This is a genomic window from Micromonospora sp. MW-13 (assembly GCF_003434305.1).
Taxonomy (GTDB): domain Bacteria; phylum Actinomycetota; class Actinomycetes; order Mycobacteriales; family Micromonosporaceae; genus Micromonospora.
In genome coordinates this window covers 118,914-144,229 of sequence record NZ_QKKX01000017.1, presented here as the reverse complement: position 1 = coordinate 144,229, position 25,316 = coordinate 118,914, and the positions used below count along the sequence as shown (strand labels likewise).

At 73.3% G+C, this 25,316-nt stretch carries 28 protein-coding genes and 1 pseudogene; 21 read left to right on the top strand and 8 right to left on the bottom strand.

Annotation, left to right across the window (positions count from 1 at the left end; translation table 11 throughout):
- The first annotated feature begins 64 nt into the window (after positions 1-64).
- From C5N14_RS12415 to C5N14_RS12395, 5 genes are all read left to right on the top strand, one after another.
- Positions 65-514 carry an NUDIX hydrolase gene (locus C5N14_RS12415; protein ID WP_207892706.1) on the top strand — a complete coding sequence of 150 codons (450 nt, stop codon included), beginning with the start codon at positions 65-67 and terminating at the stop codon, positions 512-514.
- Entirely contained in the window at positions 511-1,281 is a 771-nt protein-coding gene (locus C5N14_RS12410) for a hypothetical protein (protein ID WP_117668232.1), read from the top strand. Before C5N14_RS12415 ends, C5N14_RS12410 begins: the two co-directional genes overlap by 4 nt.
- An 81-nt stretch (positions 1,282-1,362) precedes the next feature.
- The gene (locus C5N14_RS12405; RefSeq protein ID WP_117668231.1) at positions 1,363-2,094 is read left to right on the top strand and encodes a sugar phosphate nucleotidyltransferase; all 732 of its coding nucleotides are present in this window, start codon (positions 1,363-1,365) and stop codon (positions 2,092-2,094) included.
- Positions 2,082-3,146, top strand: coding sequence for an iron-containing alcohol dehydrogenase family protein (locus C5N14_RS12400; protein WP_117668230.1), 1,065 nt, complete (start codon positions 2,082-2,084; stop codon positions 3,144-3,146). Before C5N14_RS12405 ends, C5N14_RS12400 begins: the two co-directional genes overlap by 13 nt.
- Positions 3,124-3,846 carry a CDP-alcohol phosphatidyltransferase family protein gene (locus C5N14_RS12395; RefSeq protein WP_117668229.1) on the top strand — a complete coding sequence of 241 codons (723 nt, stop codon included), beginning with the start codon at positions 3,124-3,126 and terminating at the stop codon, positions 3,844-3,846. Before C5N14_RS12400 ends, C5N14_RS12395 begins: the two co-directional genes overlap by 23 nt.
- A 225-nt stretch (positions 3,847-4,071) precedes the next feature.
- Here the strand turns inward: C5N14_RS12395 and C5N14_RS12390 are convergent, their stop codons facing one another.
- Positions 4,072-4,545 carry a hypothetical protein gene (locus C5N14_RS12390; RefSeq protein ID WP_128763562.1) on the bottom strand — a complete coding sequence of 158 codons (474 nt, stop codon included), beginning with the start codon at positions 4,543-4,545 and terminating at the stop codon, positions 4,072-4,074.
- A gap of 224 nt (positions 4,546-4,769) precedes the next feature.
- On the opposite strand from C5N14_RS12390, the gene C5N14_RS12385 reads away from it, so the two are divergent.
- Positions 4,770-5,783: a helix-turn-helix transcriptional regulator gene (locus C5N14_RS12385; protein WP_117668227.1), complete on the top strand. Its 1,014-nt coding sequence runs from the start codon at positions 4,770-4,772 to the stop codon at positions 5,781-5,783.
- A gap of 151 nt (positions 5,784-5,934) precedes the next feature.
- On the opposite strand, the gene C5N14_RS12380 is transcribed toward C5N14_RS12385, so the two are convergent.
- From C5N14_RS12380 to C5N14_RS12365, 4 genes and pseudogenes are all read right to left on the bottom strand, one after another.
- A complete protein-coding gene (locus C5N14_RS12380) occupies positions 5,935-6,105 on the bottom strand; it encodes a DNA-binding protein (protein WP_371685836.1) in 171 nt (56 codons plus the stop codon).
- A gap of 72 nt (positions 6,106-6,177) precedes the next feature.
- Positions 6,178-6,554, bottom strand: a pseudogene (locus C5N14_RS12375) (glycosyl transferase family 1); the annotation flags it as partial.
- A gap of 225 nt (positions 6,555-6,779) precedes the next feature.
- Positions 6,780-7,343, bottom strand: a complete 564-nt coding sequence (locus C5N14_RS12370) for an RICIN domain-containing protein (RefSeq protein WP_117668226.1) — start codon at positions 7,341-7,343, stop codon at positions 6,780-6,782.
- Between the two features lie 52 nt (positions 7,344-7,395).
- Positions 7,396-7,599, bottom strand: coding sequence for a hypothetical protein (locus tag C5N14_RS12365; RefSeq protein ID WP_117668225.1), 204 nt, complete (start codon positions 7,597-7,599; stop codon positions 7,396-7,398).
- A 198-nt stretch (positions 7,600-7,797) separates the two neighbouring features.
- Here C5N14_RS12365 and C5N14_RS12360 point away from each other — a divergent pair, with 198 nt between their 5' ends.
- The gene (locus C5N14_RS12360) at positions 7,798-8,031 is read left to right on the top strand and encodes a hypothetical protein (protein ID WP_243639483.1); all 234 of its coding nucleotides are present in this window, start codon (positions 7,798-7,800) and stop codon (positions 8,029-8,031) included.
- Positions 8,032-8,160: 129 nt separating this feature from the next.
- Entirely contained in the window at positions 8,161-8,322 is a 162-nt protein-coding gene (locus C5N14_RS32100; protein WP_165878086.1) for a hypothetical protein, read from the top strand.
- A 147-nt stretch (positions 8,323-8,469) separates the two neighbouring features.
- Here the strand turns inward: C5N14_RS32100 and C5N14_RS12355 are convergent, their stop codons facing one another.
- Together C5N14_RS12355 and C5N14_RS12350 are read right to left on the bottom strand one after the other, a co-directional pair.
- Positions 8,470-8,865: a hypothetical protein gene (locus C5N14_RS12355; protein WP_117668224.1), complete on the bottom strand. Its 396-nt coding sequence runs from the start codon at positions 8,863-8,865 to the stop codon at positions 8,470-8,472.
- A 19-nt stretch (positions 8,866-8,884) separates the two neighbouring features.
- Complete coding sequence (locus tag C5N14_RS12350; RefSeq protein ID WP_117668223.1) at positions 8,885-10,135, bottom strand: glycosyltransferase; 1,251 nt, start codon at positions 10,133-10,135, stop codon at positions 8,885-8,887.
- Positions 10,136-10,159: 24 nt separating this feature from the next.
- On the opposite strand from C5N14_RS12350, the gene C5N14_RS12345 reads away from it, so the two are divergent.
- From C5N14_RS12345 to C5N14_RS12290, 12 genes are all read left to right on the top strand, one after another.
- Positions 10,160-11,020, top strand: a complete 861-nt coding sequence (locus tag C5N14_RS12345; RefSeq protein ID WP_117668222.1) for an Fpg/Nei family DNA glycosylase — start codon at positions 10,160-10,162, stop codon at positions 11,018-11,020.
- Positions 11,021-11,285: 265 nt separating this feature from the next.
- Positions 11,286-12,857, top strand: a complete 1,572-nt coding sequence (locus C5N14_RS12340) for a sugar transferase (protein ID WP_207892714.1) — start codon at positions 11,286-11,288, stop codon at positions 12,855-12,857.
- Positions 12,858-12,897: 40 nt separating this feature from the next.
- Positions 12,898-14,121, top strand: a complete 1,224-nt coding sequence (locus tag C5N14_RS12335) for a sensor histidine kinase (protein ID WP_117668220.1) — start codon at positions 12,898-12,900, stop codon at positions 14,119-14,121.
- 23 nt (positions 14,122-14,144) lie between these two features.
- The gene (locus C5N14_RS12330; protein ID WP_117668296.1) at positions 14,145-14,906 is read left to right on the top strand and encodes a LytTR family DNA-binding domain-containing protein; all 762 of its coding nucleotides are present in this window, start codon (positions 14,145-14,147) and stop codon (positions 14,904-14,906) included.
- A gap of 73 nt (positions 14,907-14,979) precedes the next feature.
- Positions 14,980-15,711, top strand: a complete 732-nt coding sequence (locus C5N14_RS12325; protein WP_243639481.1) for a DUF5701 family protein — start codon at positions 14,980-14,982, stop codon at positions 15,709-15,711.
- A 160-nt stretch (positions 15,712-15,871) separates the two neighbouring features.
- Positions 15,872-16,549: a response regulator transcription factor gene (locus tag C5N14_RS12320; RefSeq protein WP_117668219.1), complete on the top strand. Its 678-nt coding sequence runs from the start codon at positions 15,872-15,874 to the stop codon at positions 16,547-16,549.
- Positions 16,546-17,607 (top strand): ATP-binding protein, encoded by a 1,062-nt coding sequence (locus C5N14_RS12315; protein ID WP_117668218.1) that lies wholly within the window; start codon positions 16,546-16,548, stop codon positions 17,605-17,607. Before C5N14_RS12320 ends, C5N14_RS12315 begins: the two co-directional genes overlap by 4 nt.
- Before the next feature lie 68 nt (positions 17,608-17,675).
- Positions 17,676-19,421, top strand: coding sequence for a DUF4153 domain-containing protein (locus tag C5N14_RS12310; RefSeq protein ID WP_243639479.1), 1,746 nt, complete (start codon positions 17,676-17,678; stop codon positions 19,419-19,421).
- 383 nt (positions 19,422-19,804) lie between these two features.
- Positions 19,805-20,173: a hypothetical protein gene (locus C5N14_RS12305; protein WP_353962198.1), complete on the top strand. Its 369-nt coding sequence runs from the start codon at positions 19,805-19,807 to the stop codon at positions 20,171-20,173.
- A gap of 1 nt (position 20,174) precedes the next feature.
- Complete coding sequence (locus C5N14_RS12300; RefSeq protein WP_117668216.1) at positions 20,175-21,833, top strand: cation acetate symporter; 1,659 nt, start codon at positions 20,175-20,177, stop codon at positions 21,831-21,833.
- 143 nt (positions 21,834-21,976) lie between these two features.
- Entirely contained in the window at positions 21,977-22,741 is a 765-nt protein-coding gene (locus C5N14_RS12295; protein WP_117668215.1) for an ABC transporter ATP-binding protein, read from the top strand.
- Positions 22,726-24,414 (top strand): ABC transporter permease, encoded by a 1,689-nt coding sequence (locus tag C5N14_RS12290; RefSeq protein ID WP_117668214.1) that lies wholly within the window; start codon positions 22,726-22,728, stop codon positions 24,412-24,414. Before C5N14_RS12295 ends, C5N14_RS12290 begins: the two co-directional genes overlap by 16 nt.
- 34 nt (positions 24,415-24,448) lie before the next feature.
- Here C5N14_RS12290 and C5N14_RS12285 read toward each other — a convergent pair whose 3' ends face one another.
- Entirely contained in the window at positions 24,449-24,697 is a 249-nt protein-coding gene (locus C5N14_RS12285) for a hypothetical protein (protein WP_243639478.1), read from the bottom strand.
- Between the two features lie 80 nt (positions 24,698-24,777).
- Here C5N14_RS12285 and C5N14_RS12280 point away from each other — a divergent pair, with 80 nt between their 5' ends.
- Positions 24,778-25,272, top strand: coding sequence for an SRPBCC family protein (locus tag C5N14_RS12280; RefSeq protein WP_117668212.1), 495 nt, complete (start codon positions 24,778-24,780; stop codon positions 25,270-25,272).
- The last annotated feature ends 44 nt before the right edge of the window (positions 25,273-25,316 follow it).

Here is a 25,316-nt window from a genome sequence, read left to right as displayed (position 1 = left end):
CGCCAGCAGCGTCCCTGGTCACCGGGCATCGCCCTACGGGGCCTCGGCTCGCTACTGTCGACGGGTGTCCACCGAGCCTCTCCGCTGCGCCGGCGCCCTGATCGTCGACGACGACGGCCGCATCTTCATCCAGCGCCGGTCCCCGCAGCGGGTCCTGTTCCCCGACACCTGGGACATCGTCGGTGGCCACCTGGAACCGGGCGAGGAGATCGAGGACGCGCTGCGCCGGGAGGTCACCGAGGAGACCGGCTGGACCGTGTCGCACATCCTCGGCCCGGTCGGCGAGTACCGCTGGACCGGCGCCGACGGGCTGGACCGGATCGAGAGCGACTTCCTGGTCCGGGTCGACGGCGACCTGGGCCGCCCCCGGCTGGAGGTGGGCAAGCACACGGAGTACCGCTGGCTGGCCGAGCAGGACGTCGCCCTGCTGGACGAGCACCGCGACGTCAACGACGGGCTGATCCGGCGGATCGCCGAGGACGCCTTCGCGGCCCTGCACTCGATCGGTCTGTGAGCGAAGAGGTCGAGCTCGCGCCGCACCGGTTCGCCGGGCTGGTCGCCCCGGCGGTCGACCGGGTCTTCGTCGCCGGCATCCTCGCCGGCCACGACGGGGGCGGCGAGGAGCTGAGCCAGCGGTACGGCGGGCCGGCGGCCACCAGCTCCCTGGTCGAGTTCCGCACCCGGCTGGCCGCGCCGGGCGGGACCGTCGACCCGGCAGGCTTCGCCGCAGTGACCCGGTACCGGGACCCGGGGTCCTGCCAGCGGGCGCTGGACAAGCAGGTCGCCTACGGCATGCTGCACCGCCGCACCGACGGCTGCTTCTCCGCCACGGAACGCGGGCACACCTTCCTCGCCGAGATCTACCAGGTGCACGCCGAGGTGACCGAGGAACTGTGGGCCGGGCACCACGACCGGGTGCTCCGGCTGGTCGAGGCGCTCGGCCGGCTGCTCGCGTTCGCGCTGGTCGCGGCCGAGGAGGAACCGGGCTCGGCCGGCGAGGCGTTCGCCGTGATGGCGCCCCCGCACGAGCCCGACGGCGCCCCGCCGGGGCTGCTGCTGCTCAACCGGCTGGGCACGCTGCGCTACCACCGGGCCGACGCGCACGAGGCGGCGTGGACGGCGGCCGGGCACACCACGCTCAGCATCACCGAGCTGCCGGCCGGCCCGGAGCGGCTGGCCATCGAGCAGGAGACGGACCGGCGGGCGGCGGGCCCGTACGCGGTGCTGACCGCCGAGGAGCGGCTGGCCATGCTCGCGGACCTGGCCGCGCTGCCGGGGTGAACCCCTGGTTGACGGCGGGCGTGATCCGTCCCGGCGCTATCCTCCACCGGTGACCCGGAGTCGTACGAGGGAGGCGGTCGCATGATCGGGATGGTGCTCGCGGCCGGTGCGGGGCGCCGACTGCGCCCGTACACCGACACCCTGCCCAAGGCGCTGGTGCCGGTGGACGGTGAGACCACCATCCTGGACATCGCGCTACGCAACCTCGCCGAGGTCGGGCTGACCGAGGTGGTGGTCGTCGTCGGGTACGCCGCGGACGCGGTCGTCTCCCGCCAGGCGGAGCTGGAGAAGCGCCACGGCGTGCGGCTCACCCTCGTGCACAACGACAAGGCCGAGGAGTGGAACAACGCGTACTCGCTCTGGCTGGCCCGGGAGCACTTCGCCCGGGGGGTCCTGCTGGTCAACGGCGACACCGTGCACCCGGTGAGCGTGGAGAAGACCCTGCTGGCCGAGCGCGGCCCGGGCATCCTGCTCGCGGTGGACACCATCAAGCCGCTGGCCGAGGAGGAGATGAAGACCACCTTCGACGCCGCCGGTCAGCTCACCCGGATCACCAAGCTGATGGACCCGGGCGAGGCGTACGGGGAGTACATCGGCGCGACGCTGATCGAGCCGCAGGTGGCCGACGCGCTCGCCGACGCCCTGGAGACGACCTGGCGACGGGACCCGAACCTCTACTACGAGGACGGCTACCAGGAGTTCGCCGACCGGGGCGGGGAGGTGCGGGCGGCGCCGATCGGCGACGTCTCCTGGGTCGAGGTCGACAACCACGACGACCTGGCCCGGGCGTGGGAGATCGCGTGCCGCTACTAGCCCGGACGGTGCTCACCCCGCTGCACATCGACGTGCGGCGGGGGGCCGTGGCCGACCTCGCCGCGATCCTCGCCGACGGCCGGATCTCCTCCGGCGGCGACGTGGCGGTGGTGGTCGGCCCGGGCCAGGGTGCGCAGATCGCCGAGCTGATCCGGCCGTCGCTGCGCTCCGCGGACGTGTTCACCGTGGCCGGTGGCACCCTGGAGGCCGCCGACGACCTGGGCGGCAAGCTCCGCGCCCGCTCGTACGACGCCGTGGTCGGCATCGGCGGCGGCAAGACGATAGACGTCGCCAAGTACGCGTCCACCCGGCGCGGGCTGCCGATGGTGACCGTGGCGACCAGCCTGGCCAACGACGGCATCGCCTCCCCGGTGGCCAGCCTCGTCAGCGAGGGGATCAAGGGCTCCTACGGGGTGCACATTCCGATCGCGGTCATCGTCGACCTGGACTTCGTGGAGGCCGGCCCGGAGCGGCACAACCGGGCGGGCATCGGCGACGTGGTGAGCAACATCAGCGCGCTGGCCGACTGGGAGCTGGCCCGTCAGGTCCGGGGGGAGCCCGTCGACGGGCTGGCCGCCTCGCTGGCCCGGATGGGTGCCGAGGCCGTCCTCGCCCATCCCGGCGACATGACCGACGACGCGTTCGTCATCGTGCTCGCCGAGGCGCTGATCTCCAGCGGGCTGGCGATGGCGGTCTGCGGCACCAGCCGGCCGGCCAGCGGCGGCTGTCACGAGATCATGCACGCGGTCGACGCCCTCTTCCCCGGCACTGCCTCGCACGGTGAGCTGGCAGGGCTCGGGGCGCTGTTCTGCACCTGGCTGCGCGGGGACCGGCGGCGCTTCGGGGAGATGTCGGCCTGCCTGGCCCGGCACGGCCTGCCCCGGCTGCCGGCCGACGTGGCGCTCGACGACGACCAGTTCGTCGAGGCGGTGCAGTTCGCCCCGGCGACCCGGCCGGACCGGTACACCATCCTGGAGCACCTGGCGATGTCGCCTTCCGAGACGCGGGAGCGGCTGGCAGACTACGCCGGTGCACTCCGCGACCTTGGCTGAGCCGTCCCGCCCCTCCGTAGCCGACTTCCACCGGGTCAACCGGGGCGGCGGCCTGTTCAGCGAGTCGGTCAGCCAGTGGCTGGGCGCGGTGTTCGCGCTGGTCGCCCAGCGGCTCGGGCTGCGCCCCACGGCGCTGACCATCGCCAACCTGGTGCTCGGCCTGGCCGCCTCGGTGACCGTGGTGGCCCTCGCCGGCCGGGTCGCCGCCGGGGACGTACCGGCCTGGGTGGTCGGCCTGGCCGCGCTGGTCGGCTGGCAGGTCGCGTACGCCCTGGACTGCGCCGACGGGCAGCTCGCCCGGGTGACGGGGCAGGGCAGCGCGGCCGGCGCCCGGGTGGACGTGCTCTGCGACGTGGCCGCCCAGATCGCCCTGGTGGCCGCCCTGTCCGCCACCGCCGTGGCGCAGCGCCCGGAGACGCCGAGCTGGCTGGTCGCGGTCTTCGCGGGCACCTGGATGGTCAACCTGGTGACCTCGGTGATGCAGGCCGGCCCGAACGCGGCCAGCATGATCACCTCGACCTCGCTGCCGGTCCGGCTGGCGAAGCTGGTCCGCGACTACGGCGCGGTGATCTTCGTGGCCGGGCTGGTGCTGGCGTTCGCCCCGGCCCTCGTCTTCTGGGTGATCGTGGCGTTCACGATCGTCAACGGCGGCTTCCTGCTGGCCAGCATCGCCTTCTCGGCCCGCGCCTCGCTCCGCTGAGCCGCCGGGACCTGTCTCGTCACATCCGGCTGCCAAGCTTCGACTGATCGCTCAAAGAGGAAACGTGCCCCGGCTCCGAAGATGGGAGCCGGGGCACTTCACTGCCTCATCGCTCGTGTCCGGTGCCCGGCGCCCCGTCCCTACGGGGCCGGGTCATCGGTCCGTCAGGGGCACTCACCGCCCGCACGCCCGCCGCTTCGGGGCGCAGACCCCTTCAGCCTTGTCTCAGGGCATCACCGTGTGCCAGTTCTTCTCGCAGTGGATGATCTTTCCGGCCGAGTTCGCGTGGCAGGCTCGGGAGTTCAGGTTCCCGATCGGATACGAGCTGTAGAAGTACGCCTTGGCCGTGCCGGCACCGTTGGTGGAGCAGTCCAGCACAGGGACGGTGCGGAAGTGCCAGTGGTCACTCTGCCATCCGCCGTGCGTGTAGGCGATCTCGATCGTCGCGCAGTAGCCGTCGGTGGCGGTGTCCTCCACGTACGCCTGGATCGCGGAATATTCGACGGAGGTGGTCCACTCGTCCACCTCTTGATATACGCCGCCAGCAGTGCTGCGCGCGTCCCCGGAGTATCTGTACCCGTAGCCGCCGGGGGAGTTGGTGTCGTAGAACCAGTCGTCGGTGCTGTGTGCGCTTGCCGCGCTGGGGACGGCGATCACCAGGCCCAACACTGCAACGAGCACGAGCGACATGCGTTTCACAGCTCTCTTCTCGTGTCTGGCCAGTCCGGCTGTGGACAGCAGTCTGGTGAGTCTCCGTACCATGGCGGGTTCCCTTCTCTGGAGCGAGAATCGGTCGTCGTTGCTGAGACCACCATCAGACCGTCGGGTATCGGCTGTCACCTTGCTTCGGTCTGAGCCGAAAGGCCACCATCAATGGGCGTTTGAGGAGAGTTGCTGTTGGTTCTGGATGGGAAGGGTCACGGGTGGTCTACCGGATTCACTTCACGGCAGAGGACCTGGGACGCACCCGGCTGATGGGGTCGCCGTCGCCGCTGGTGGAGACCATGCGGGTGGTCCGTGGCTTGTGGAAGCCCTCGTTGATGCGGCATGTCCCCTGGACGGAGCCGGTGGTTCCACGTCTGCCGGCCGAAACCCGCTTGGTCCTCGATCTGGCGCCGGCTCGTGGCTACTCGCCGAACTTCCTGTCCCTGGCACGGCTCGGCGGCGCGCAGGAGTGCCTGGAGCAGGTCCGGTCCACACCCCGATCGCTGATCCGCCGGGAGATGACGCGCTTCGCCGAGGAACGGCCAGTGCCGGGCTGGGCACGCCGACTCGACGACGACCCGCAGGCCCTCCAACTCCTCGCTGATGCCCTCGGCCAGCTACACGCCACGCTGATCGCCCCATACTGGGACCAGGTGACCGCCTGGGTCGCCGCCGACCGGGCCGCCCGGGCCCGGGACCTGGTCGACCACGGGATCGACCACCTGTTACGCCATCTGTGTCCGCCCCAGATCCGCTGGAACCCGCCCGTCCTGGAGATCCATACCGGGCTCACCGGCGAGTTGCATCTCAGCGGCCGCGGGCTGCTGCTGATTCCCTCGGTGTTCGGCTTCGGCAGGCCCAGCGTCGACTGCGACGCCGAACCCCAACCCTGGCTGAGCTTTCCCATCCCCCACAACGGGCAGCGCTTTCCCGGCACGCCGACGCCAGCGGAGTCGGAAGCGGCACCTCGGCAGATGGTCGCGCTGCTGGGCCGTACCCGCGCGACCGTCCTGCACGTCATCGCCCAGCAGCCCGGTTGCACCACCGGTGAACTTGCCGCCACCGCCCGCATCAGCGCCAGCAGCGCCAGCGAACACGCCACCGTGCTCCGGGCCGCCGGACTCATCACCACCACCCGCCGCAGACAAAGCGTCCTCCACGTCCTCACCCCAACCGGCCGGTCTCTCCTCGACACGGGCCAGACCCGCGTTACTTCGGCTGGCCGGCGGTGAACCACACCGCAGCGAGGACGAGCAGGAACTGGCCGAGAGGCTAGCCCGCCCCGCCCCGGTGATCATGAAGTTATCGCCATCCGCTCCGGCGTTTTCTGCCGCTAACTTCATGATCACCGGCGGTCCCGGTCCGCCCCGCTCTCCTAGTCGCTCAACTCTCCGGCAGCGGTGGTTCGTCCGCTCCCCGGGCCTTCCACGGCTGATGTTCGGTGATCCAGGCTTCCACGTCCTCCACCAGCCAGACCGCCCCACCAGCCAACCGGTCGAAGGGCTCCGGGAAATCGGGTCGGCTGGTGAGCTGAACGACCCGGACGCGCGACACGCCCAGGCGCTCCTGAAGCTCCGCGCTCCTCAACTCCGTCCGGGACACCGCCGCCCCTGCGAGCGAGGTGGCTTAGCGGGGCGGGGCGGTAGCCGAGACGCCCGCGTACACGTCGATCAACTGGCGGGTGACCACGTCGGGGTGAAGGTGCGCTCGTAGCGGGCCCGGGCGGCCGGGGCGAGCCGCGCCGTGCCCGCGCGGGCCACCGGCAGGGCGGCGGCCATGGCGGCCGGCTCCGGGGGCCACCACCCAGCCCGCCTCGCCGGCCTGCACCCCGACCGGCAGGGCGACGTGGCCCGCCCCGGGGTGGCCGTGGCGACGGCGGCCGGGCCGGTGCCGGCGGGCTCGCGCGGGGCGTCCGCGCCGAGGAGGTACGGGATACCGTCGAGGGCGGTGCCGAGCACCGGACGGCCGCTGGCCAGCGCCTCGATGATCACCGTGGGCAGCAGCCAGACCGCCCCGCCCGCCAACCGGTCGAAAGGCTCCCGGAAATCGGGTCGGCTGGTGAGCTGGACGACTCGGACGCGCGACATGCCCAAGCGCTCCTGAAGCTCCGCACTCCCGTACAGCGCAGCGGAAGTGCAGGCAGCGAACGACGAACTGTCGTAGCCGAACGGACCGGGCCCGGCGGTTTCCCGCCGGGCCCGGTCGATGGTGGTACGTGTCGTCGAGGATCAGCTGTAGACGCCCCAGTACTGGCCCGAGTTGGGGCCCAACTGCCCAACGTGGCCGCCGTTCACCGGGGTGGCGTCCAGGCGGCTCAGCCGCAGGCCGCTCTTGTGGTTCTTACGCAGGTAGCCCTCCTGGGACCAGCCTTGCTCCAACGCACCGTAGACACAGGTCACCTGGACGGCGTGGGCGCCCGCCGCGATGCTGCCGCCCTCGATCGAGAGGCATTTGCCGCTCTTGGCGTTGACGAGCTGAGCGGATCCGTCCCAGTCCCAGCGCTGCTCGGCGCCACCATTACAGGTCGCGACGATGACGTGGGCGCCATTGGCCACACTGGCGCCGGCGACCGCCAGGCACAGGTCGTAACCAGTGGGACGAAGCGTGAAGCCGCTGAGGACGGCGGCCTGCGCCGGTGCGGCCGTGGACAGCAGAACAAGGGCGGCGGCGGCGAGGCCGGTCGCCACCCTACGGCTCTTCTTGAACACAGTTGCCTTTCGATAGACGGGCCGCGCCGGGACAGCCGACACGGGTCGCGCCTCGAGACTTCTGGCCAGCACGGAGGCATTCATGCCACCCCTCGGACTGGCTGGTTGGCAGCGGCCTTTTCGGACCGAACCATGATCAATATAGCGCCGGGGGGGAAAAGCCGGGCAACGTTGTTTCCAGCTCGACAGACACCGTCTGCACCACCAGCCCGCCGTGTTTGTGTGCGGTCCGCAACACCCAGGGCGAGCGCAGCGGGTACGGGTTGTGCAGGTGCAGCACGTCCGGCCGGTGCTCGGTGATCAGCCAGCTCAACGCCGAGGCCAAGTGACGTTGGAGCACTGAGGGCGGCACCTGGCTGGGTGGGTCTGGCGGCACCCCTGATGTTGCGCAGGGTGGACCTATTTCCTACCGCCGAAGACCTTTGAGCGTGCCAGCCTGCGGTCCGGTAGTTACGCCCGGAGCAGCTCCACCAGGACGACAACGGCCCCGGCTACCTCGTGCGCGTCGACGACCTCGCCGAGCGGATCCCACCGCCGAGTGGCAGCAGCACAGCTGCTGGCGGCTGCCCAGCAGCCCGACGCCGACCCGGAGATCATCACGTTGACCGTCGCCGAGATCCGCCGACTCCTCAACGCCTTCGTCCTCGCCACACCCCTACCACCAGAGCACACCCTGCACTGGTCGATCTGGCGACGAACATTCCAAGCCCGAGCCCGACAATCCCACTACCAGCGCAGACTCGCTCACGACGTGTGGCCTCGTTTCGGGTAGGGCAGGGCGATTGCGAAGTCGGGCGGGAGCGCTTCGATCAGGAGGTCTCGGGGGTCCTGGCGTGGGCGCCGCTCCACGGCAGGTATGCGTCCCGGCGCCTGTGGAGCTGAGTCGGATACGACATCAGCCATGCCCGCCGCGATCGGCGACCGCAAGCGACGACCCGACGGGGCGGTGGGTAACGCGACGGCGGTGGGCAACGCGACGGCGGTGGGCAACGCGACGGCGGTGGGCAACGCGACGGCGGTGGGCAACGCGACGGCGGTGGCCCGACCGGCGGTGATGACGTAAACGACTCAGCTCCATAGGCGCAGCCCACGGCATCGACCGCCTCGCCCACAGCTCCGCCCCGGCCACGGCCCCCCGGGCCAACCAGGGACGTGCTTGCCTGCCGCCGGAGACGTGGCCGTGCGTCTCCCGCCTCGACACACGCCCTGGCTAGGCGTCCTCGGCCTCGCTGAGGTCCTCCACCCGCACCGGCCGGTCCCGGTCGAACGTGACGATGATCCCGTACGGGTCGCAGATCGGCATGCTGTCCTCCGCGAACCGCAGATCCCACTCGTCGCCGGTGCGGAACGTCAGTTCCGGCTCCGACAGCGGTAGACCGTGCGGCTCCAACCCCTCGTACGCCGTTACGTGGTCCACGCTCAGCCCGAAGAGCCCCGGGTCCGCCAGCAGCGAGGCCCGCAGGTAGGCGAGCGCAGCGTGCACGTACCCGTCGAGGTTCTGCACGACGCCGCGGATCAGGCCGAGATCGATGCCCTCCGGGAAGTCCGGACCGCCGCGCTCACGCACCACGTAGACGCGCACGCCCCGCCCGCCGGCCCAGCGCACCGCCGGCTCCGCTGAGCGGTCAACCGAGAGAGGCGTACACGTCGATGAGCTGCCGCGTGACCACGTCGGGGTGGAAGGTGCGCTCGTAGCGGGCCCGGGCCGCCGGGGCGAGCAGCGCCGCGCCGGCCATGGCCACCGGCAGGGCGGCGGCCATGGCAGCCGGCTCCGGGGGCACCACCCAACCCGCCTCGCCCGCCTGCACCCCGGCGGGCAGCGCGACGCGGCCCTCCCCCGGCGCGGCGGTGGCGACGGCGGCCGGGCCGGTGCCAGCGGGTTCGCGCGGGCCGTCCGCGCCGAGCAGGTACGGGATGCCGCCGAGGGCGGTGCCGAGCACCGGACGTCCGCTCGCCAGCGCCTCGATGATCACCGTGGGCAACACGTCGTGCCAGGTGGACGCAGCGATGATCACCGCGCTGGCCTCGATCGCCGCGCGCACCCCGGCACGGTCCAGCGGGCCGAGGTAGGTGACGTCGGCGCGCTCGGCGGCGGCGGCCTCGGCCAGCGGGCGCAGCTCGCCGTCACCGGCGATGCGCAGCGGGCCGAGCGAGCCGTCCGGGTGTCGCCGCCAGGCGTCCAGCAGCAGGCCCAGCCCCTTCTCCGGGGAGAGCCGGGCCATGTACAGGAAGCCGTCGCCGAGCGGCGCGGGTGCCCCCGGATCGGGGATGCCGTTCGGCTTCACCACGATCCGGTCCGCCGGGACACCGTAGTCGCGCAGGTGGTCGGCAACCGCCGAGGTGAGCGCGACGAACCGGTCCACCGACTTCCAGGTGCCCCGGTGCACCGCCAGCGTGGTGGCCATCAGCGCGCTCTGCGCCCGCGAACCCCGGTAGCAGCGGTGCACGATCGCCGGCACGCCGAGCGCCCGGCCCCGGCAGTCCTGGCAGATCATGCCGTCTCGGAAGTACAGCCCGGAGGAGCAGACCTGCCGGTAGTTGTGCACCGTCTGCACCACCGGCACGCCGTGCTTGTGCGCGGTCCGCACCACCCAGGGCGAGAGCAGCGGGTACGGGTTGTGCAGGTGCAGCACGTCCGGCCGGTGCTCGGTGATCAGCCGGCTCAGCTCCTGCTGGGCCCGGGGGGCGTAGATCGGGGAGACCGGCAGCAGCGCCTTGGCCGACTTCGGCATGGTCGGGATCTCGTCGGAGCTGCGCAGGAACGGCAGCACCTCGACCCCGGCCGCCGTGAGCTGGGCGATCTCCGCGTCGACGATCGTGTTCTCGCCGGAGGGTTGGGCTTCCCGGTACCGGTTGTGCGCCACCACGATTCTCACGGGAAAGAAGGCTACCGTTGGCTGATGCCTGAACTTCCCGAGGTGGAAGCGCTCGCCGGCTACCTGCGGGAGCGCGCCGTGGGGCGGCGCGTCGACCGGGTCGAGGTCGCCGCGATCAGCGCCCTGAAGACGTACGAGCCGGCGCCGGCCGCCGTGTCGGGCCGTACGGTGACCGACGCCCGGCGACACGGCAAGTTCCTGGACGTGGTGTTCGGCGACGACCTGCACCTGGTGGTGCACCTGGCCCGGGCGGGCTGGCTGCACTACCGGGAGTCGTTCTCCTCCGGTGGGCCGTTGCGCCCCGGCAAGGGGCCGATCGCCCTGCGGGTCCGGCTCGACGACGGCTCCGGCTTCGACCTGACCGAGGCGGGCACCCAGAAGAAGCTGGCCGCTTACCTGGTCACCGACCCGGCGGCGGTGCCCGGGGTGGCGAAGCTCGGCCCGGACGCGCTCGCCGCCGACCTGGCCACCTTCGCCGAGCGGATCCGTAGCCGCCGCGGCCAGGTCAAGGGGGTGCTGACCGACCAGACGGTGCTGGCCGGGGTGGGCAACGCGTACTCGGACGAGATCCTGCACGCCGCGAAGCTGTCCCCGTTCGCGCTGTCCGACCGGCTGACCGACGAGCAGGTCGCCGCCCTGCACGAGGCGACCCGCCGGGTGCTGGGCGACGCGGTATCCCGCTCACTGGGACAGAAGGCGGCGGAGTTGAAGGGCGAGAAGCGTTCCGGGCTGACCGTGCACGCCCGGGCCGGCCTACCGTGTCCGACCTGCGGTGACACGGTCCGGGAGGTCTCGTTCGCCGATTCCAGCCTCCAGTACTGCCCCACCTGCCAGACCGGCGGCAAGCCGCTCGCTGACCGTCGGTTGTCCAGACTCGTACGGTGAGTGACGACACAGGGTGGTTACGGAGTGGAATCGCCGGCCGAGCGCCGATCCTCCCGGTCCGCACCTCTACCGGGGCCGCCATCCATCGGTATAGTGGCTCGGTCCCCGGCTTTCGCACCTGAGGTGGAGCCGGCCGGATCCCACGCGGCACACCGGGCGAGAAGTCCCTCGGGTCTACATCCGGTGCGGGCCCCGCGTGGGAAACTGAACGGTGGGCGACCCGTGCCCTCACTGCGAGTGAGCGGCGCGCGTCATGCGGGAGGACATGGGTGAGGTGACGACAAGCCTCCAGCGCCCGGTAACCAGCGAAGGCCGGAGCGAACTCGTGCGGCACGTCGACAGCTTCGAGATCCAGCCGCCGACGCCGCCGTCACACAACGGCGTGCCTCGGTCGGCCTGGGCCCGGGCACGTCGGCGGGTGTCACGCTGGCACCGGCCCTACACCACCGCCCTGCTGCTGCTCGACTTCGGGGCGGCGGCGCTGGCGAGCTTTCTCGCCATCCAGATCTTCGACCAGGCGGCCTCCGGCTTCTACGGCGTGGAGGAGGATCCCACCTGGTTCTACACGGTCGCCTTCGTCCTGCTGCCGCTCGGCTGGGTGGTGATCCTGTGGGGCAACCGGGCGTACGACCGCCGCTACCTGGGCCTGGGCCCGGACGAGTTCAAGCGGGTGATCCGGGGCGGCGTCGCGGTCGCCGCGACGGTCTCCTTCCTCGCCTTCGCCACCGTGACGCAGCTCTCCCGGTGGACGGTCGGCTTCGCGCTGCTCGGGGCGTTGCTGCTGATCCTGTTCGGCCGCATCCTGGCCCGGTCCACGCTGCACGCGCTCCGCCGCCGGGTCGGCCAGGCCGGGCACCGGATGGTGCTGGTGGGCACGCTCCCGGAGTGCCTGGAGGTCTACACCGCAGTCACCCGCAACCCGAGCGCCGGGCTGGTGCCGGTGGCCATCCACATCACCGACGGGTACGCCGCCGCCCGGGGCATGCAGACCCCGGTCCCGGTGTACGCCGGCCGGGACGTCCTCGCCCTGGTCCGGGAGGTCGGCGGCGACACGATCGCGGTCTGCGGCTCGGCCAGCGCCGAGCCGGGCGAGTTGCGCCGGCTGGCCTGGCAGCTGGAGGGCTCCGGCGTCGACCTGGTGGTGGCCCCGCAGCTCACCGACATCGCCGGCCCCCGGGTGCACATCCGCCCGATCGAGGGGCTGCCGCTGCTGCACGTCGAGGAGCCGACCCTGTCGGGCCCGGCGCTGCTGGTCAAGAACCTGATGGACCGGGTCGCCGCCGGCGTCGGCCTGCTGCTGCTCGTCCCGGCCTTCCTGGCCATCGGCGTGGCGATCCGGCTCTCCGATCCCGGCCCGGTCTTCTTCCGCCAGCCCCGGGTCGGCCACGAGGGCCGCACGTTCCGGGTGTGGAAGTTCCGCACCATGTACGTCGACGCCGAGGACCGGCTGGCCGGCCTGGTCGACCAGAACGAGACCGACGGCATGCTGTTCAAGATTAAGGAGGACCCCCGGGTCTTCCCGGTGGGCCGCTTCCTGCGGGCCTCCTCGCTCGACGAGCTGCCCCAGTTGATCAACGTGCTCTGGGGCGAGATGTCGCTGGTCGGGCCGCGTCCGCTGCCCGCCGACGACGGCGACTTCCTCGGCGACGTGCGCCGCCGGCTGCTGGTCCGGCCGGGCATGACCGGGCTGTGGCAGGTCTCCGGCCGCTCCGACCTGTCCTGGGACGAGGCGGTCCGGCTGGACCTCTACTACGTCGACAACTGGTCGCTGGCGTACGACCTGAGCATCCTGTGGCGCACGGTGGGCGTGGTGTTGGCGAGCAAGGGCGCGTACTGACGGTCTTGGCGTAGCGGCCGGGACACGCCAGGATCGCTGCGTGGGTGGCAACGTCTCCGCCGTGGTCGGCGTGGTCTCGCTGGTGACCGCGCTGGCCGCGGCGCTGTACGCGGTGGTCCGGCTGCGCGCCCGACGGGGCATCGCCACCGCCACCCAGCGGGCCACCTACGAGGTGCTGCACACCGCCGGGCTGGCCGCCGAGTCGCTGCGGGCCGGCCTGAGCACGGCAGGCGCGGCGAAGGCCGTACGCCACCTGCGGGCCCTGGTCGGGGCGGCCGGGCTGGCCCTGACCGACCGGGACACCCTGCTCGCCCTCGACGGGCGCGGGACGCACCACACCGGCCAGCTCGTCGCGGCGGCCCGGCGGGCGGTCTCCGGCGGGCGGTCGACCGTGCTGGGGGAGCCGGAGCTGCACTGCGACCGGGTCGACTGCCCGGTCCGGGGCGCGGTGGTCGCCCCGTTGCGCGCCGACGGCCGGGTGGTCGGGGCGCTGGTCGCGGTCGCCGACGGCCCGCCCGCGCCGGGGCTGGTGCAGGCCACCCTGGAGACCGCGCACTGGGCCGGCAACCAGCTCGCCCTGGCCGAGCTGGACGCCTCCCGGGAGCGGCTGGCCCGGGCCGAGGTGCGCGCGCTGCGCGCCCAGATCAGCCCGCACTTCATCTACAACGCGCTGACCGCGATCGGGTCGTTCGTCCGGACCGATCCGGAGCGGGCCCGGGAGCTGATCCTGGAGTTCGCCGAGTTCACCCGGTACTCGTTCCGCGCGCACGGCGAGTTCACCACCCTGGCCGAGGAGCTGCGCTCGATCGACCGGTACCTGACCATCGAGCGGGCCCGGTTCGGCGACCGGCTCCAGGTGCGGTTGCAGATCGCCCCGGAGGTGCTGCCGGTGACGCTGCCGTTCCTCTGCCTCCAGCCGTTGGTGGAGAACGCCGTCCGCCACGGGTTGTCCCGCAAGCCCGGCACCGGCATGGTGAGCATCGAGGCCCGGGACGCGGGTGCCGAGTGCCACATCACGGTGGAGGACGACGGAGTGGGCATGGACCCGACGACGCTGACCGCCGGGATCGCCGAGCTGGCCGGGGCCGGCAGCGACCCGACCGACGACCCGGGCCAGCACGTCGGCCTCTCCAACGTCGACGAGCGGCTCCGCTCGGCCTTCGGGGACCGGTTCGGCCTGGTCGTCGAGACCGGCCTCGGCTCGGGTACGAAGGTGAGCATGCGGGTGCCGAAGTTCCACCCCGGCGTGCGGGCGGGCTCGTGACCGAGCGGTCCGGCCCCGCCGGGCTGGCCACCGGCGCCTTCCTGCGGGTGCTGGCGGTCGACGACGAGCCGCCGGCGCTGGACGAGCTGGCGTACCACCTGCGGGCCGACCCCCGGGTGGCCCGGCTGCACACGGCGGGGGACGCCACCGAGGCGCTGCGGGTGCTCCGCGACGGCGACGTGGACGTGGTCTTCCTGGACATCCGGATGCCCGGGCTGGACGGCATGGAGCTGGCCCGGGTGCTGCGCCGGTTCGCCCGGCCCCCGGCGATCGTCTTCGTCACCGCGTACGACGACGGCGCGGTGGACGCCTTCGACCTGGGCGCGACGGACTACGTGCGCAAGCCGGTACGGGCCGAGCGGCTGGCCGAGTCGCTGCGCCGGGTCGTCGGCGCCCGGGTGGTGCCGACGCACCCGGCGGCGCTGGCCCGGGCGGAGGAGGACCCGACGATCCCGGTCGAGCTGGCCGGCACCACCCGGATGCTGCCCCGCTCGGCGGTGCGCTGGGTGGAGGCGCAGGGCGACTACGCCCGGCTGCACACCGCCGACGGTTCGCACCTGGTCCGGGTCTCGCTGGCCACCCTCGCCGAGCGCTGGGCGGACGCGGGATTCGTGCGCATCCACCGGTCGTACCTGGTGCAGTTGAAGCTGATCGCCGAGCTGCGCCTGGTCAACTCCGGCTACGTCGTGGTGCTCGACGGCACGGAGCTGCCGGTCAGCCGGCGGCACACCAGGGAGCTGAAGGACAAGCTGGTCCGCGCCGCCAAGCAGGACTGGAACCGCTGAGCCGGGAACAGCCGGAACGCCGCCGTACGTTGTACGGTAGACGTCCGACTCCCGGGAGGCCACCGTGACCGTCATGGACCGCACCACCGACCCAGACCGCACCACCGACCTGGACCGCACCGGCGTCATCGAAACCGGCGTCATCGAAACCGGCGGCTTCGACCCCGGCGTCGAGTTCGACCGGCAGGTCGCCAACCTCGTCCGCCTCGGCTACCCGGCCCTCGCCGGCTGGACCGTCGACCGGTTCACCGAACTGGTCGCGCCGCTGCGGGCCGCCGCCGTGGCCGGCGCGGCCGAGCTGCCGCCGCCCACCGAGGCGCGGGTGCCGTTCCTGCTGGTGGTCACCCGCGACCTGGTGCCCGTGCCGGACCGCCTCGCCCTGACCACCCTCGCCGGCAAGCGCAAGCCCGGCTTCCTCGACAGGAACTTCCCCCTCGACGACCTGCCGAAGTTCGAGCCGATCAGGGAGTTGGAGCTGCCGGCCGGGCCGGCCTACCTGCTGTTCGACGTCAACCGGGGGGAGGAGTTCCGCAACCTGACGCCCGCCGCCGCCGTCGAGGCGATGACGCCCGTCGGCCGGCTGCCGATCAGCATCGACGAAGGGATCGCCTTCGTCACCCACTTCCCGGCCGCGCTGGCCCCGAACAAGTGCTTCTCGCTGGTCGGGTCGCGGTGCGGGGACCGCCGGGTGCCGGCACTGTGGATCAGCCAGGGCGCGCCGAAGCTCGGCTGGTGCTGGCACGGCAACCCGCACACCTGGCTCGGCTCCGCCTCCGCCCGCCCCGAACGGATCGGCCTGGACTGAACCTACGGGGACCTTCGTCCCGTTCGTCCACGGCGACCTTGCCCGAAGGCTGGCTCACCCGCGTTGTCCACCGGGTTATCCACAGGTGTGGAGAGTTCTCCACAGGTTGTTCACAACGTGCCCCACCGATCTCCACGGCCCCTGCCTACAGTCACCTCCCATGAGGGAACGCAGGGTGCTGGTGGTCGAGGACGAGCGGACGATCGCCGAGTCGGTCGCCACCCGGCTACGGGCCGAGGGCTTCACGGTGGAGATCGCCGGGGACGGGCCCAGCGCCGTGGACCGGTTCCGGACCTGGCAGCCCGATCTCGTCGTCCTCGACGTCATGCTGCCGGGCTTCGACGGCCTGGAGGTGTGCCGGCGGATCCAGGGCGACCGGCCGGTGCCCGTCCTCATGCTGACCGCCCGCGACGACGAGACCGACCTGCTCGTGGGGCTGGCCGTCGGGGCGGACGACTACCTCACCAAGCCGTTCTCGATGCGGGAGCTGGCCGCCCGGGTGCACGTGCTGCTACGCCGGGTCGAGCGGGCGGCGGCCGGCGGACCCGCGACGCTCACGGTCGGCGACGTCGAGATCAACCAGGCCGAGCGCCGGGTGCTGCGGGACGGCGTCGAGGTGCACCTGACCCCCACCGAGTTCGACCTGCTGGTGCACCTCGCCGGCCGGCCGCGTGCGGTGCTGCCCCGGGAGCGGCTGCTCGCCGACGTGTGGGGCTGGGCGGAAGGCGCCGGCACCCGGACGGTGGACAGCCACGTGAAGGCGCTGCGCCGCAAGCTCGGCGCGGACCTGATCCGCACCGTGCACGGCGTGGGCTACGCGCTGGAGGCTCAGCCGTGACCACCGACCGGCTGGTGACCTGGCTGAACCGGGTGCTGCCCCGGCCGCTCGACCCGGTCCGCTCGATCAAGGTGAAGCTGGGCGTCCTGCTGGTCACCTCGGGCGCAGCCGGCCTGGCCTACTTCTGGCACGCCATCGGCTGGCTGCCCCCGATGACCTCGGCGACGGCGATCGGCCTGGCCCTGCTCACCTCGCAGGTGCTCGCGCACGGGATGACCTCCCCGCTGCGGGAGATGACCGCGGCGGCCGGGGCGATGGCCCGGGGCGACTACTCCCGGCGGGTCCGGGCCACCTCCCGCGACGAGGTCGGCGAGCTGGCCCACGCGTTCAACAAGATGGCCGCCGACCTCGCCGCGGCCGACCAGCGCCGGCGGGAGCTGATCGCGAACGTCTCGCACGAACTGCGTACACCGATCACCGCGCTGCGGGGGGTGCTGGAGAACCTGGTCGACGGCGTCGCCCCGACCGAACCGGCCGCACTGCGCACCGCACTGGCCCAGACCGAGCGGCTCAGCCACCTCGTCGCCGACCTGCTCGACCTGTCCCGGCTGGACGCCGGGGTGGTGCCGCTGCGCCGCACACAGATCGACGTCGCCGACTTCCTTGACGAGGCCGTGGAGCACGCGGCGGCGACCGCCGCCGGGGTCGGGCGGGACGTCCGCTTCCGGCTCGACCCGCTGCCGGCCCCGCTGACCGTGTACGCGGACCCGTCGCGGCTGCACCAGGTCTTCGCCAATCTGCTGGACAACGCCGCCCGGCACAGCCCGGCGGGCGGAACGGTGCTGGTCGGCGCGGAGGAGCAGGACGGCCACCTGCACTTCGAGGTCACCGACGAGGGCGAGGGCATCCCGGTCGCCGAGCGCTCCCGGGTCTTCGAGCGGTTCACCCGGGGCGACCGGTCGGGGGGCGGCGGGACCGGACTGGGCCTGGCGATCGCGCGCTGGGTGGTGGAGCTGCACGGCGGCGCCATCGCCGTCCTGGACCCCCACCCACCCCACCCAGGCGCCCACCCCGGCTGCCGCATCCGCGTGTCCCTCCCCCACCCCACCCACCCCTAACCTCCCTCCCCTCCCTCCCCTCCCTCCCTCCCCTCCCCCTTCCCCTCGGCGTCGATCAAGGAGTTGTGGTGCCCGACAAGAGCGACAAATCAGCAGACGTACCCCAGCACGAGTCCATGATCGAGGGGGGAGTGGCGGTCGCGAGCGGGCAGCAGGTGGTGGCGGGCGGTGGGGGGCAGGTGGCCTCCGGGGTGCCCCGGCCGGGGGTGCCGCCGCGGCCACCGTCCTTCTTCGAGCGGCGGTGGCCTGGGCCGAACGGGCCGGCCCGGCCCGTGGTGCTCGGCGCGGTGGCCGTGGCCGCCGTGGTGGCGGCGTTCTCCGTCCCCTTCGACCGACCCGGGCTCGGCTGGCTGGTGGCGGTGCTCGCCGCGACCGCCGCGCTCGTCCCGGCCGGCACGGGACACCGGAACCCCGCACCGGACGGCTCGACGCACGGCCCGGTGCCCGATCCACCGCCCGGCCCGATCAGCTCCCCTGAGACGACGGTCCGAACCGCCGCCCGTCCCGACGCCACGGGGGCACCGGGGCGGGCGGCGGGGCGGGCCCCGGGCCGAGCACGGCTGGTCTGGGCGACCGCCACCATCGCCCTCGTCTCGGTCGGGTACGTCCGGGCGGCCGGCTGGCTCTTCGTGCTCTGCCTGCTCGCCGCCGTGGTCACCGGCGTCCTCGCCGTGGCGGGTGGCCGGACACCGCTGGGCATGCTCACGGCCGCTTCGATCACCCCGGCGGCCCCGTTCCGGGCGCTCCTCTGGGCGGGACGCGGGCTGCCCCGGTCCGGCCCCGGCGGATCGACGGTCGGGCGCGGCCTCGCCACCGTCGCCGCGTCGGTGGCGCTGCTGCTCGTCTTCGGCCTGCTCTTCTCCTCGGCCGACGCGGTCTTCGCCGACCTGGTGACGGACCTGCTGCCCGAGGTGTCGGTGGGCGCGACGGTCGGCTGGCTGTTCCGCTGCGCGCTGATCGGCGCCGGCCTGCTCGGCGCGGCGTACCTGCTGGCGGCGCCGGCCGACCTGGACGGGCTGCGGGCCGCCCCGGCCCGGCCCGTGCGCCGGCTGGAGTGGGTGGTGCCGCTGGCCCTGCTCGACGCGCTGTTCGCCGCGTTCGTGCTGGTGCAGCTCACCGTGTTGTTCGGCGGCTCCGCCCACGTGCTGCGCACCGCCGGCCTCAGCTACGCCCAGTACGCCCGGGGCGGCTTCTGGCAACTGCTGGCGGTCTCCGCCCTCACCCTGCTGGTGATCGCCGGGACCGCCCGGTGGGCACCCCGGACCACCCGAGCCGACCGGCTCCTGTTCCGGCTCCTGCTCGGCACGCTCACCGCGCTCAGCCTCGTCGTGGTCGCCTCCGCGCTGTACCGGATGCAGGTGTACGCCGACGCGTACGGAGCGACCCGGCTACGGCTGGTGGTGGCCGCCGTCGAGCTGTGGCTCGGGGCGCTGTTCGTCCTGGTCGGCGTGGCCGTGGTGCGACTGCGGGCCGGCTGGCTGCCGCCGCTGGTGGTGGGTACGGCGGTGCTCGCCCTGCTCGGGCTGGCGGCCGTCAACCCGGACCGGCTGATCGCCGAGCGCAACGTCGACCGGTACCGGCTGACCGGAATGATCGACGTGGAGTACGTCTCCCGGCTCTCCGCCGACGCGGTGCCGGCGCTGGACCGGCTGCCCGAGCCGCTGCGCTCCTGTGCGCTGCGGGACATCGCCTTCGAGCTGCCGATCGACCACGTCCGGACGGCGAACCTGGGCCGGGCGGCGGCCCGCGAACTGCTGGGATCGGCGCCGACAGGGGCGACGGCCCTGACCTGCCCCACCCCCCGCTACCGGTGAGGCCCGGCACGCGGACGGCCGGCACGGACCCGGCACCGCGCGGTGGACGGCCACCGCACGGGCGCCCTTGACAATCCCGCCGTTCGGGCGAGACTGCCGGGGTGGCCGCACCCGACGATCCCGTACCGCCACCCCGGGCCCCAGGCCCGGCCGGGTCACCGGACGCCCCGAGCCGGACGCCGGTGGCCCGAGGCGAAACGCCGGGCCGGACGCCGGTGGCCCGAGGCGAAACGCCGGGCCGGACGCCGGTGGCCCGAAGCGAAACGCCGGGCCGGACGCCGAAGGCCCCCGGCGGGACGCCCGGCCGGGTCCCATCGCCCCGCAGCGGAACACCCGGCCGGCCGCCGGTGACCGTGACCGGGCCGTCGGGTCGGGTGCCGGTCGTGCCGGGCCGGACCCGGATCGTGCTGGCGGAGGTGTCCCGCCGGGAGCCCGGCGCGGACCGGGCCCGGGCCGAGCTGGCCCAGCAGACCCGGGTGGGCGAGGCGCTGGTCCGGGGGCTGGTCCGGGCCCAGCTCGCGTTGGCGCTGCGGCTGAGCCTGGTGGTGCTGATCGGGCTGGGCGGCCTGCCCTGGCTGTTCGCCATCGCACCGGCGGTGGGCCGGGTCACCGTGTTCGGGGTGAACCTGCCCTGGCTGCTGTTGGGGGTGGTCTCCTTCCCGTTCCTGATCGCGGTCGGCTGGGCGTACGTGCGGCTGGCGGAGCGCAACGAGCAGGACTTCACCGACCTGGTCCAGCGGCCGGAGCGCTGAGATGGCCAACGGGTACGTCGTTCCGGCGATCGTCGCGGTCACCCTGGTCACCGTCGGGATCGGCTTCTACGGGCTGCGGCTGGCCCGCACCACCTCCGACTTCCTGGTCGCCTCCCGCTCGGTCAGCCCGACCTGGAACGCCGCCGCGATCGGTGGCGAGTACCTGTCGGCGGCGAGCTTCCTCGGCGTGGCCGGGCTGATCCTCAAGTACGGCGTGGACGTGCTCTGGTACCCGGTCGGCTTCGCCGCCGGCTACCTGGCGCTGCTGCTGTTCGTGGCCGCGCCGCTGCGCCGCTCCGGCGCGTTCACCCTGCCGGACTTCTGCGAGCTGCGGCTCGGCTCGCGCCGGCTGCGCACCCTGGCCACCGTGTTCGTGATCTTCATCGGCTGGCTGTACCTGGTGCCGCAGCTCCAGGGGGCGGGGCTGACCCTGGCCACGCTGACCGGGGCTGCCTACCCGGTCGGAGCGGTGCTGGTGGCGGTGGTGGTCACCGCGAACGTCGCGCTGGGCGGGATGCGGGCGATCACCTTCGTCCAGGCGTTCCAGTACTGGCTGAAGCTCACCGCGCTCGCCGTACCCGCGATCTTCCTGGTGTTGCAGTGGCAGGCCGACGCCCGCCCGGCGGTGACCCCGCCCGACGGGCCGGCGTTCCGGACCGCGACCACCGTCGTGGTCGAGCACCGCGCGACCCTCACCTTCCCCGACGGCGACGCCCGGGAGGTACGCCCCGGCGACCGTCTCGACTTCGCGGCCGGCGACCCGGTGCCGCAGGTCTCCGGCACGGCCATCGACGCCGCCGACTGGCTGCTGCCGGACACCGCCGGGGACGACGACCGGGGGCTGTTCGCCACCTACTCGCTGATCCTGGCCACGTTCCTGGGCACCATGGGGCTGCCGCACGTGCTCGTCCGGTTCTACACCAACCCGGACGGCGCGGCGGCCCGGCGCACCACCCTGGTGGTGCTGGCCCTGGTGGGCGCGTTCTACCTGCTGCCCACCCTGTACGGGGTGCTGGGCCGGATCTACACTCCGCAACTGCTTGTCACCGGGCAGACCGACGCGGTGGTGGTGCTGCTGCCCGGGGCGGCGCTCGGGGACGGCACGACCGGCCGGCTGCTCGCCGCGCTGGTCGCCGCCGGGGCGTTCGCCGCGTTCCTGTCCACCTCTTCCGGGCTGCTCACCAGCGTGGCCGGGGTGATCTCCACGGACGTGCTGGGGCGCGGCTCGGTACGCGGCTTCCGGCTGGCCACGGTGATCGCGGGCGGGGTGCCGGCGCTGCTCGCGCTGAACGTCTCGGGGCTGGAGGTCTCCCAGGTGGTCGGCTTGGCCTTCGCGGTCGCCGCGTCCAGTTTCTGCCCGCTGCTGGTGCTGGGCATCTGGTGGCGCGGCCTGACCGACGTGGGCGCCGCCGCCGGGGTGCTGGTCGGCGGCGGCGCGGCCGTCGGGGCGGTGCTGGTGACGGTGCTCGGGCCGCCACTGTCCGGCTGGCCGGCCACGCTCACCACGCAGCCGGCCGCCTGGACGGTCCCGCTCGCCTTCACGGTCATGGTCGCGGTGTCGGCGGCGACCCGCCGCCGGCTCCCCGCCGACATCGCCGGCACCATGCTCCGCCTGCACTCCCCCGAGGCGCTGCGCGCCGAGGGAAGGGCCCCTTCCTGACGCCCGCCGTAGCGGGAGGAGGGCGTGCTGCCCCTGGACGGCCTGGTCAGCCGCGCGCCGGACCCAGCCTCCTGCCAGAGGAGGAGGCCGGGCTCGTCCCGTGGCGGGAGCGGTCGCTCGTCCCGGCCGGATACCGTCGGAGCATGACTGATCAGCACCCCGCGCTCGCGCTGCGTGGCCTCGCCAAGCGGTTCGACGGCAAGGTGGCGGTGGCCGGCGTCGACCTCGACGTCCCGGCCGGCTCGTTCTACGGGCTGCTCGGCCCGAACGGCGCCGGCAAGACCACCACCCTGTCCATGGCGGTCGGGCTGCTCCGCCCGGACGCGGGCGGGGCGTGGGTGCTCGGGCACGACGTGTGGACCGACCCGGTCCGGGCAAAGCAACTCTTCGGCGTGATGCCGGACGGCGTGCGCCTGTTCGACCGGCTCAGCGGGGCGGAGCTGCTGGCGTACCACGGCCTGCTGCGCGGCATGGACCCGGCGGTGGTCGACCAGCGGGCGGCGGAGCTGCTCGACGTGCTCGCCCTCGGCGACGCCGGCCGGACCCTGGTGGTGGACTACTCCGCCGGCATGAAGAAGAAGATCGGCCTGGCCTGCGCGCTGCTGCACGGGCCCCGGCTGCTGGTGCTCGACGAGCCGTTCGAGGCGGTCGACCCGGTGTCGGCGGCGCTGATCCGCGACATCCTGCACCGGTACGTCGTCGGCGGCGGGACGGTGGTCTTCTCCAGCCACGTGATGGAGGTCGTGGAGCGGCTCTGCTCGCACGTCGCGATCCTCGCCGAGGGGACGATCAAGCAGGTCGGCACCCTCGACCAGGTGCGCGGCGACCGCTCGTTGGAGGACGTGTTCGTCGAGGTGGTCGGCGGGCGCACCGCGACGGGCGAGGAGCTGGCATGGCTGTCCCGGTGACCGCGCCCGCCGAACGGTCCCGACCGGTCTCGGCCCGGCACTTCGTCCGGCTCAAGCTGCGGGTGATGGGCAACAACTTCCGCGGCCAGGGCTGGCGGATCGCGATGTTCGTGGGCGGCGTGATCGCCGGGCTCTGGTTCGCCGCCACCGGGTTCTTCCTGTTGGCGGCCCCCGGGCTGGCCGGCGAGCCGAAGTACGCGCTGATGGTCGCCGCGTTCGGCGGGGGCCTGCTGGTGCTCGGCTGGCTGCTGCTGCCGCTGGTCTTCTTCGGCGTGGACGAGACGCTCGACCCGGCCCGGTTCGCCCTGCTGCCGCTGACGCGACGCACCCTGGTCACCGGGCTGCTCGCCGCCGCGCTGGTCAGCGTCCCGACGGTGGCGGTGCTGATCGCGACCCTCGGTCTGGTGCTCACCGCCGGCATGCTGGGCGGGTGGGCGGCGGCGCTGGTCGCGGCCGTCGGGGTGGCCGCCGGGCTGGTCCTCTGCGTCGCCGCGAGCCGGGCGGTGACCAGCGCGTTCGCCACCATGTTGCGGTCCCGCCGGGTACGTGACCTGGCAGCCGTGCTGCTCGCGGTGCTCGCCGCGCTGCTGGGCCCGTTGCAGCTCGTGGGGCTGGCCGCCCTGCGGCAGGCCGACTGGGACCGGCTGGCCGGGGTGGCCCGCGTCGTCGGCTGGACCCCGTTCGGCGCCCCGTGGACGGTCGGCATCGACGTGGCCGAGGGGCGGGCGTGGGCGGCCCCGCTGAAGCTGCTGATCACGGCGGCGGGCATCGGGGCGCTGCTGTGGTGGTGGTCCCGGTCGCTGGAGTCGGCGATGGTGGGGGCGGCCAGCGGGGGCACGGCGAAGGCCCGCGGCGGCCCGGTCGGCGGCGCGGTGACGCAGCTCTTCCCCCGGGCTCTCGGCTGGGCCCGGCGGGACCGGTTCGGCGCGCTGGTCGCGCGGGAGTGCCGCTACTGGTGGCGGGACGCCCGGCGGCGGGCCAACCTGATCACGCTCGCGGTGATCGGGATCTTCGTGCCGGTGATGGTCAACTTCGGCGGGACGAGCTTCTCGACGGAGAGCGGGATGGAGTTCGCCGCCCCGAGCTCCTCCCCGGTGCTGGCCAGCCTCTCGGTCCTCTTCGTCGGGGTGCTCGCCTCGGTCACCCTGGCCAACCAGTTCGGTTTCGACGGCAGCGCGTACGCGGCGAACGTCGTCGCCGGGGTGCCGGGCCGGCTGGAGCTGCGCGCCCGGGCGACGGCGTTCTCGGTGTACGTGCTGCCGATCCTGGCCGTCGTCGCGGTCGTCCTGGTGGTGGTGCTGGGCCGGCCGGCGTGGCTGGGCCTGCTGGCCGGCACCCTGCTCGCCTCGTACGGGGTGGGGCTGGCGATCAACTCGCTCGTCTCGGTGCTCGGGGCGTACTCGCTGCCGGAGACGAGCAACCCGTTCGCGATGAACAGCGGGGCCGGGCTGGCGAAGGGCCTCCTCACCGTGCTGTCGATGATCGGCTCGGCAGCCGCCGCGGTGCCGATGGTGGTCGCGGCGGCGCTGCTCGGCGACGCCTGGCTCTGGCTGGCCCTGCCGCTGGGCCTCGCGTACGGGCTGGGCGCGGCGCTGCTCGGGACGTACCTCGCCGGGGACGTGCTCGACCGGCGGGCCTCGGAGCTGCTGACGGCCGTGACCCCGCGCCGCTGACGCCCCTCGCCGACGGCGGCGTGCGGGCCACGGGTCAGCGGCGGCGTAGGAACGCGTAGAAGAGCGGGTTCCCGTCGGTGACGTTGACCAGCTCCCACCCGAACTGGCACAGGTACTCGACGCCCTCCATCAGCTGGGTGACGCCGCTGTGCGTCAGGCCGGGGCGGGCGACCAGGACGAGGTGCCGGTGCGGGTAGGTCCGCAGGTCCACCTCGTTGCGGGCCAGGGCGTTGACGTCGAGGATGCGGGTCTGGGCGAGCTTCTGCGGCGTCATTGGGGTCATGCCCGGCACGATAAGGCCCCCGCGCACCCGCCGCCGGCCGTCCTCCTGCGCGGGTTGGCGGGCGGCGGCACAATGGGCCGATGCCCGTCGTCGAGTCGCTGGTCACCGTCCCGGTGCCGCCCGAGCTGGCCTTCGCGGTGTCGCAGACCGTCGCCCCGGTCCGCTACCGCTGGGACCCGTTCGTCCGCGAGCAGCACTTCACCGACGGGGCCACCCGGCCGGGCAAAGGGGTGCGCACCTTCACCCGGTCCCGGCACGGCCTGACCATGGTCAGCGAGTACGTCTCCTTCGCGCCGCCGAGCCACGTCGGGATGAAGATGGTTCGGGGCCCGTGGTTCTTCGAGATGTTCGCGGGCGGCTGGCGGTTCGCGCCGGGCCCGGAGCCGGGCACGTCGGTCGCCACCTGGCGGTACAGCTTCCGCTGCCGACCGGCGCTCCTGCGCCCGCTCGCCGACCGGGTCGGGGTGTGGCTGCTGGGCCGGGACATCCGCCGCCGGATCGCCGGGTACGCCGCCGGCTGCGCCGACCCGGAGGTGCTGGCCGCCGCCCGCCGCTCCCTCACCACCGACGAGTGACGTTTCCTCGATCGTCTGTCGAAAAACGACAAGAACACGGCGTG

Excerpts from the sequence above, each read along its gene's own strand:
- C5N14_RS12405 (WP_117668231.1), top strand. The coding sequence starts at position 1,363 with ATGATCGGGATGGTGCTCGCGGCCGGTGCGGGGCGCCGACTGCGCCCG.
- C5N14_RS12370 (WP_117668226.1), bottom strand. The coding sequence starts at position 7,343 with ATGAATGCCTCCGTGCTGGCCAGAAGTCTCGAGGCGCGACCCGTGTCG.
- C5N14_RS32100 (WP_165878086.1), top strand. The coding sequence starts at position 8,161 with ATGCCCGCCGCGATCGGCGACCGCAAGCGACGACCCGACGGGGCGGTG.
- C5N14_RS12345 (WP_117668222.1), top strand. The coding sequence starts at position 10,160 with ATGCCTGAACTTCCCGAGGTGGAAGCGCTCGCCGGCTACCTGCGGGAG.
- C5N14_RS12340 (WP_207892714.1), top strand. The coding sequence starts at position 11,286 with ATGGGTGAGGTGACGACAAGCCTCCAGCGCCCGGTAACCAGCGAAGGC.
- C5N14_RS12325 (WP_243639481.1), top strand. The coding sequence starts at position 14,980 with ATGGACCGCACCACCGACCCAGACCGCACCACCGACCTGGACCGCACC.
- C5N14_RS12320 (WP_117668219.1), top strand. The coding sequence starts at position 15,872 with ATGAGGGAACGCAGGGTGCTGGTGGTCGAGGACGAGCGGACGATCGCC.
- C5N14_RS12300 (WP_117668216.1), top strand. The coding sequence starts at position 20,175 with ATGGCCAACGGGTACGTCGTTCCGGCGATCGTCGCGGTCACCCTGGTC.
- C5N14_RS12295 (WP_117668215.1), top strand. The coding sequence starts at position 21,977 with ATGACTGATCAGCACCCCGCGCTCGCGCTGCGTGGCCTCGCCAAGCGG.
- C5N14_RS12290 (WP_117668214.1), top strand. The coding sequence starts at position 22,726 with ATGGCTGTCCCGGTGACCGCGCCCGCCGAACGGTCCCGACCGGTCTCG.
- C5N14_RS12285 (WP_243639478.1), bottom strand. The coding sequence starts at position 24,697 with ATGACCCCAATGACGCCGCAGAAGCTCGCCCAGACCCGCATCCTCGAC.
- C5N14_RS12280 (WP_117668212.1), top strand. The coding sequence starts at position 24,778 with ATGCCCGTCGTCGAGTCGCTGGTCACCGTCCCGGTGCCGCCCGAGCTG.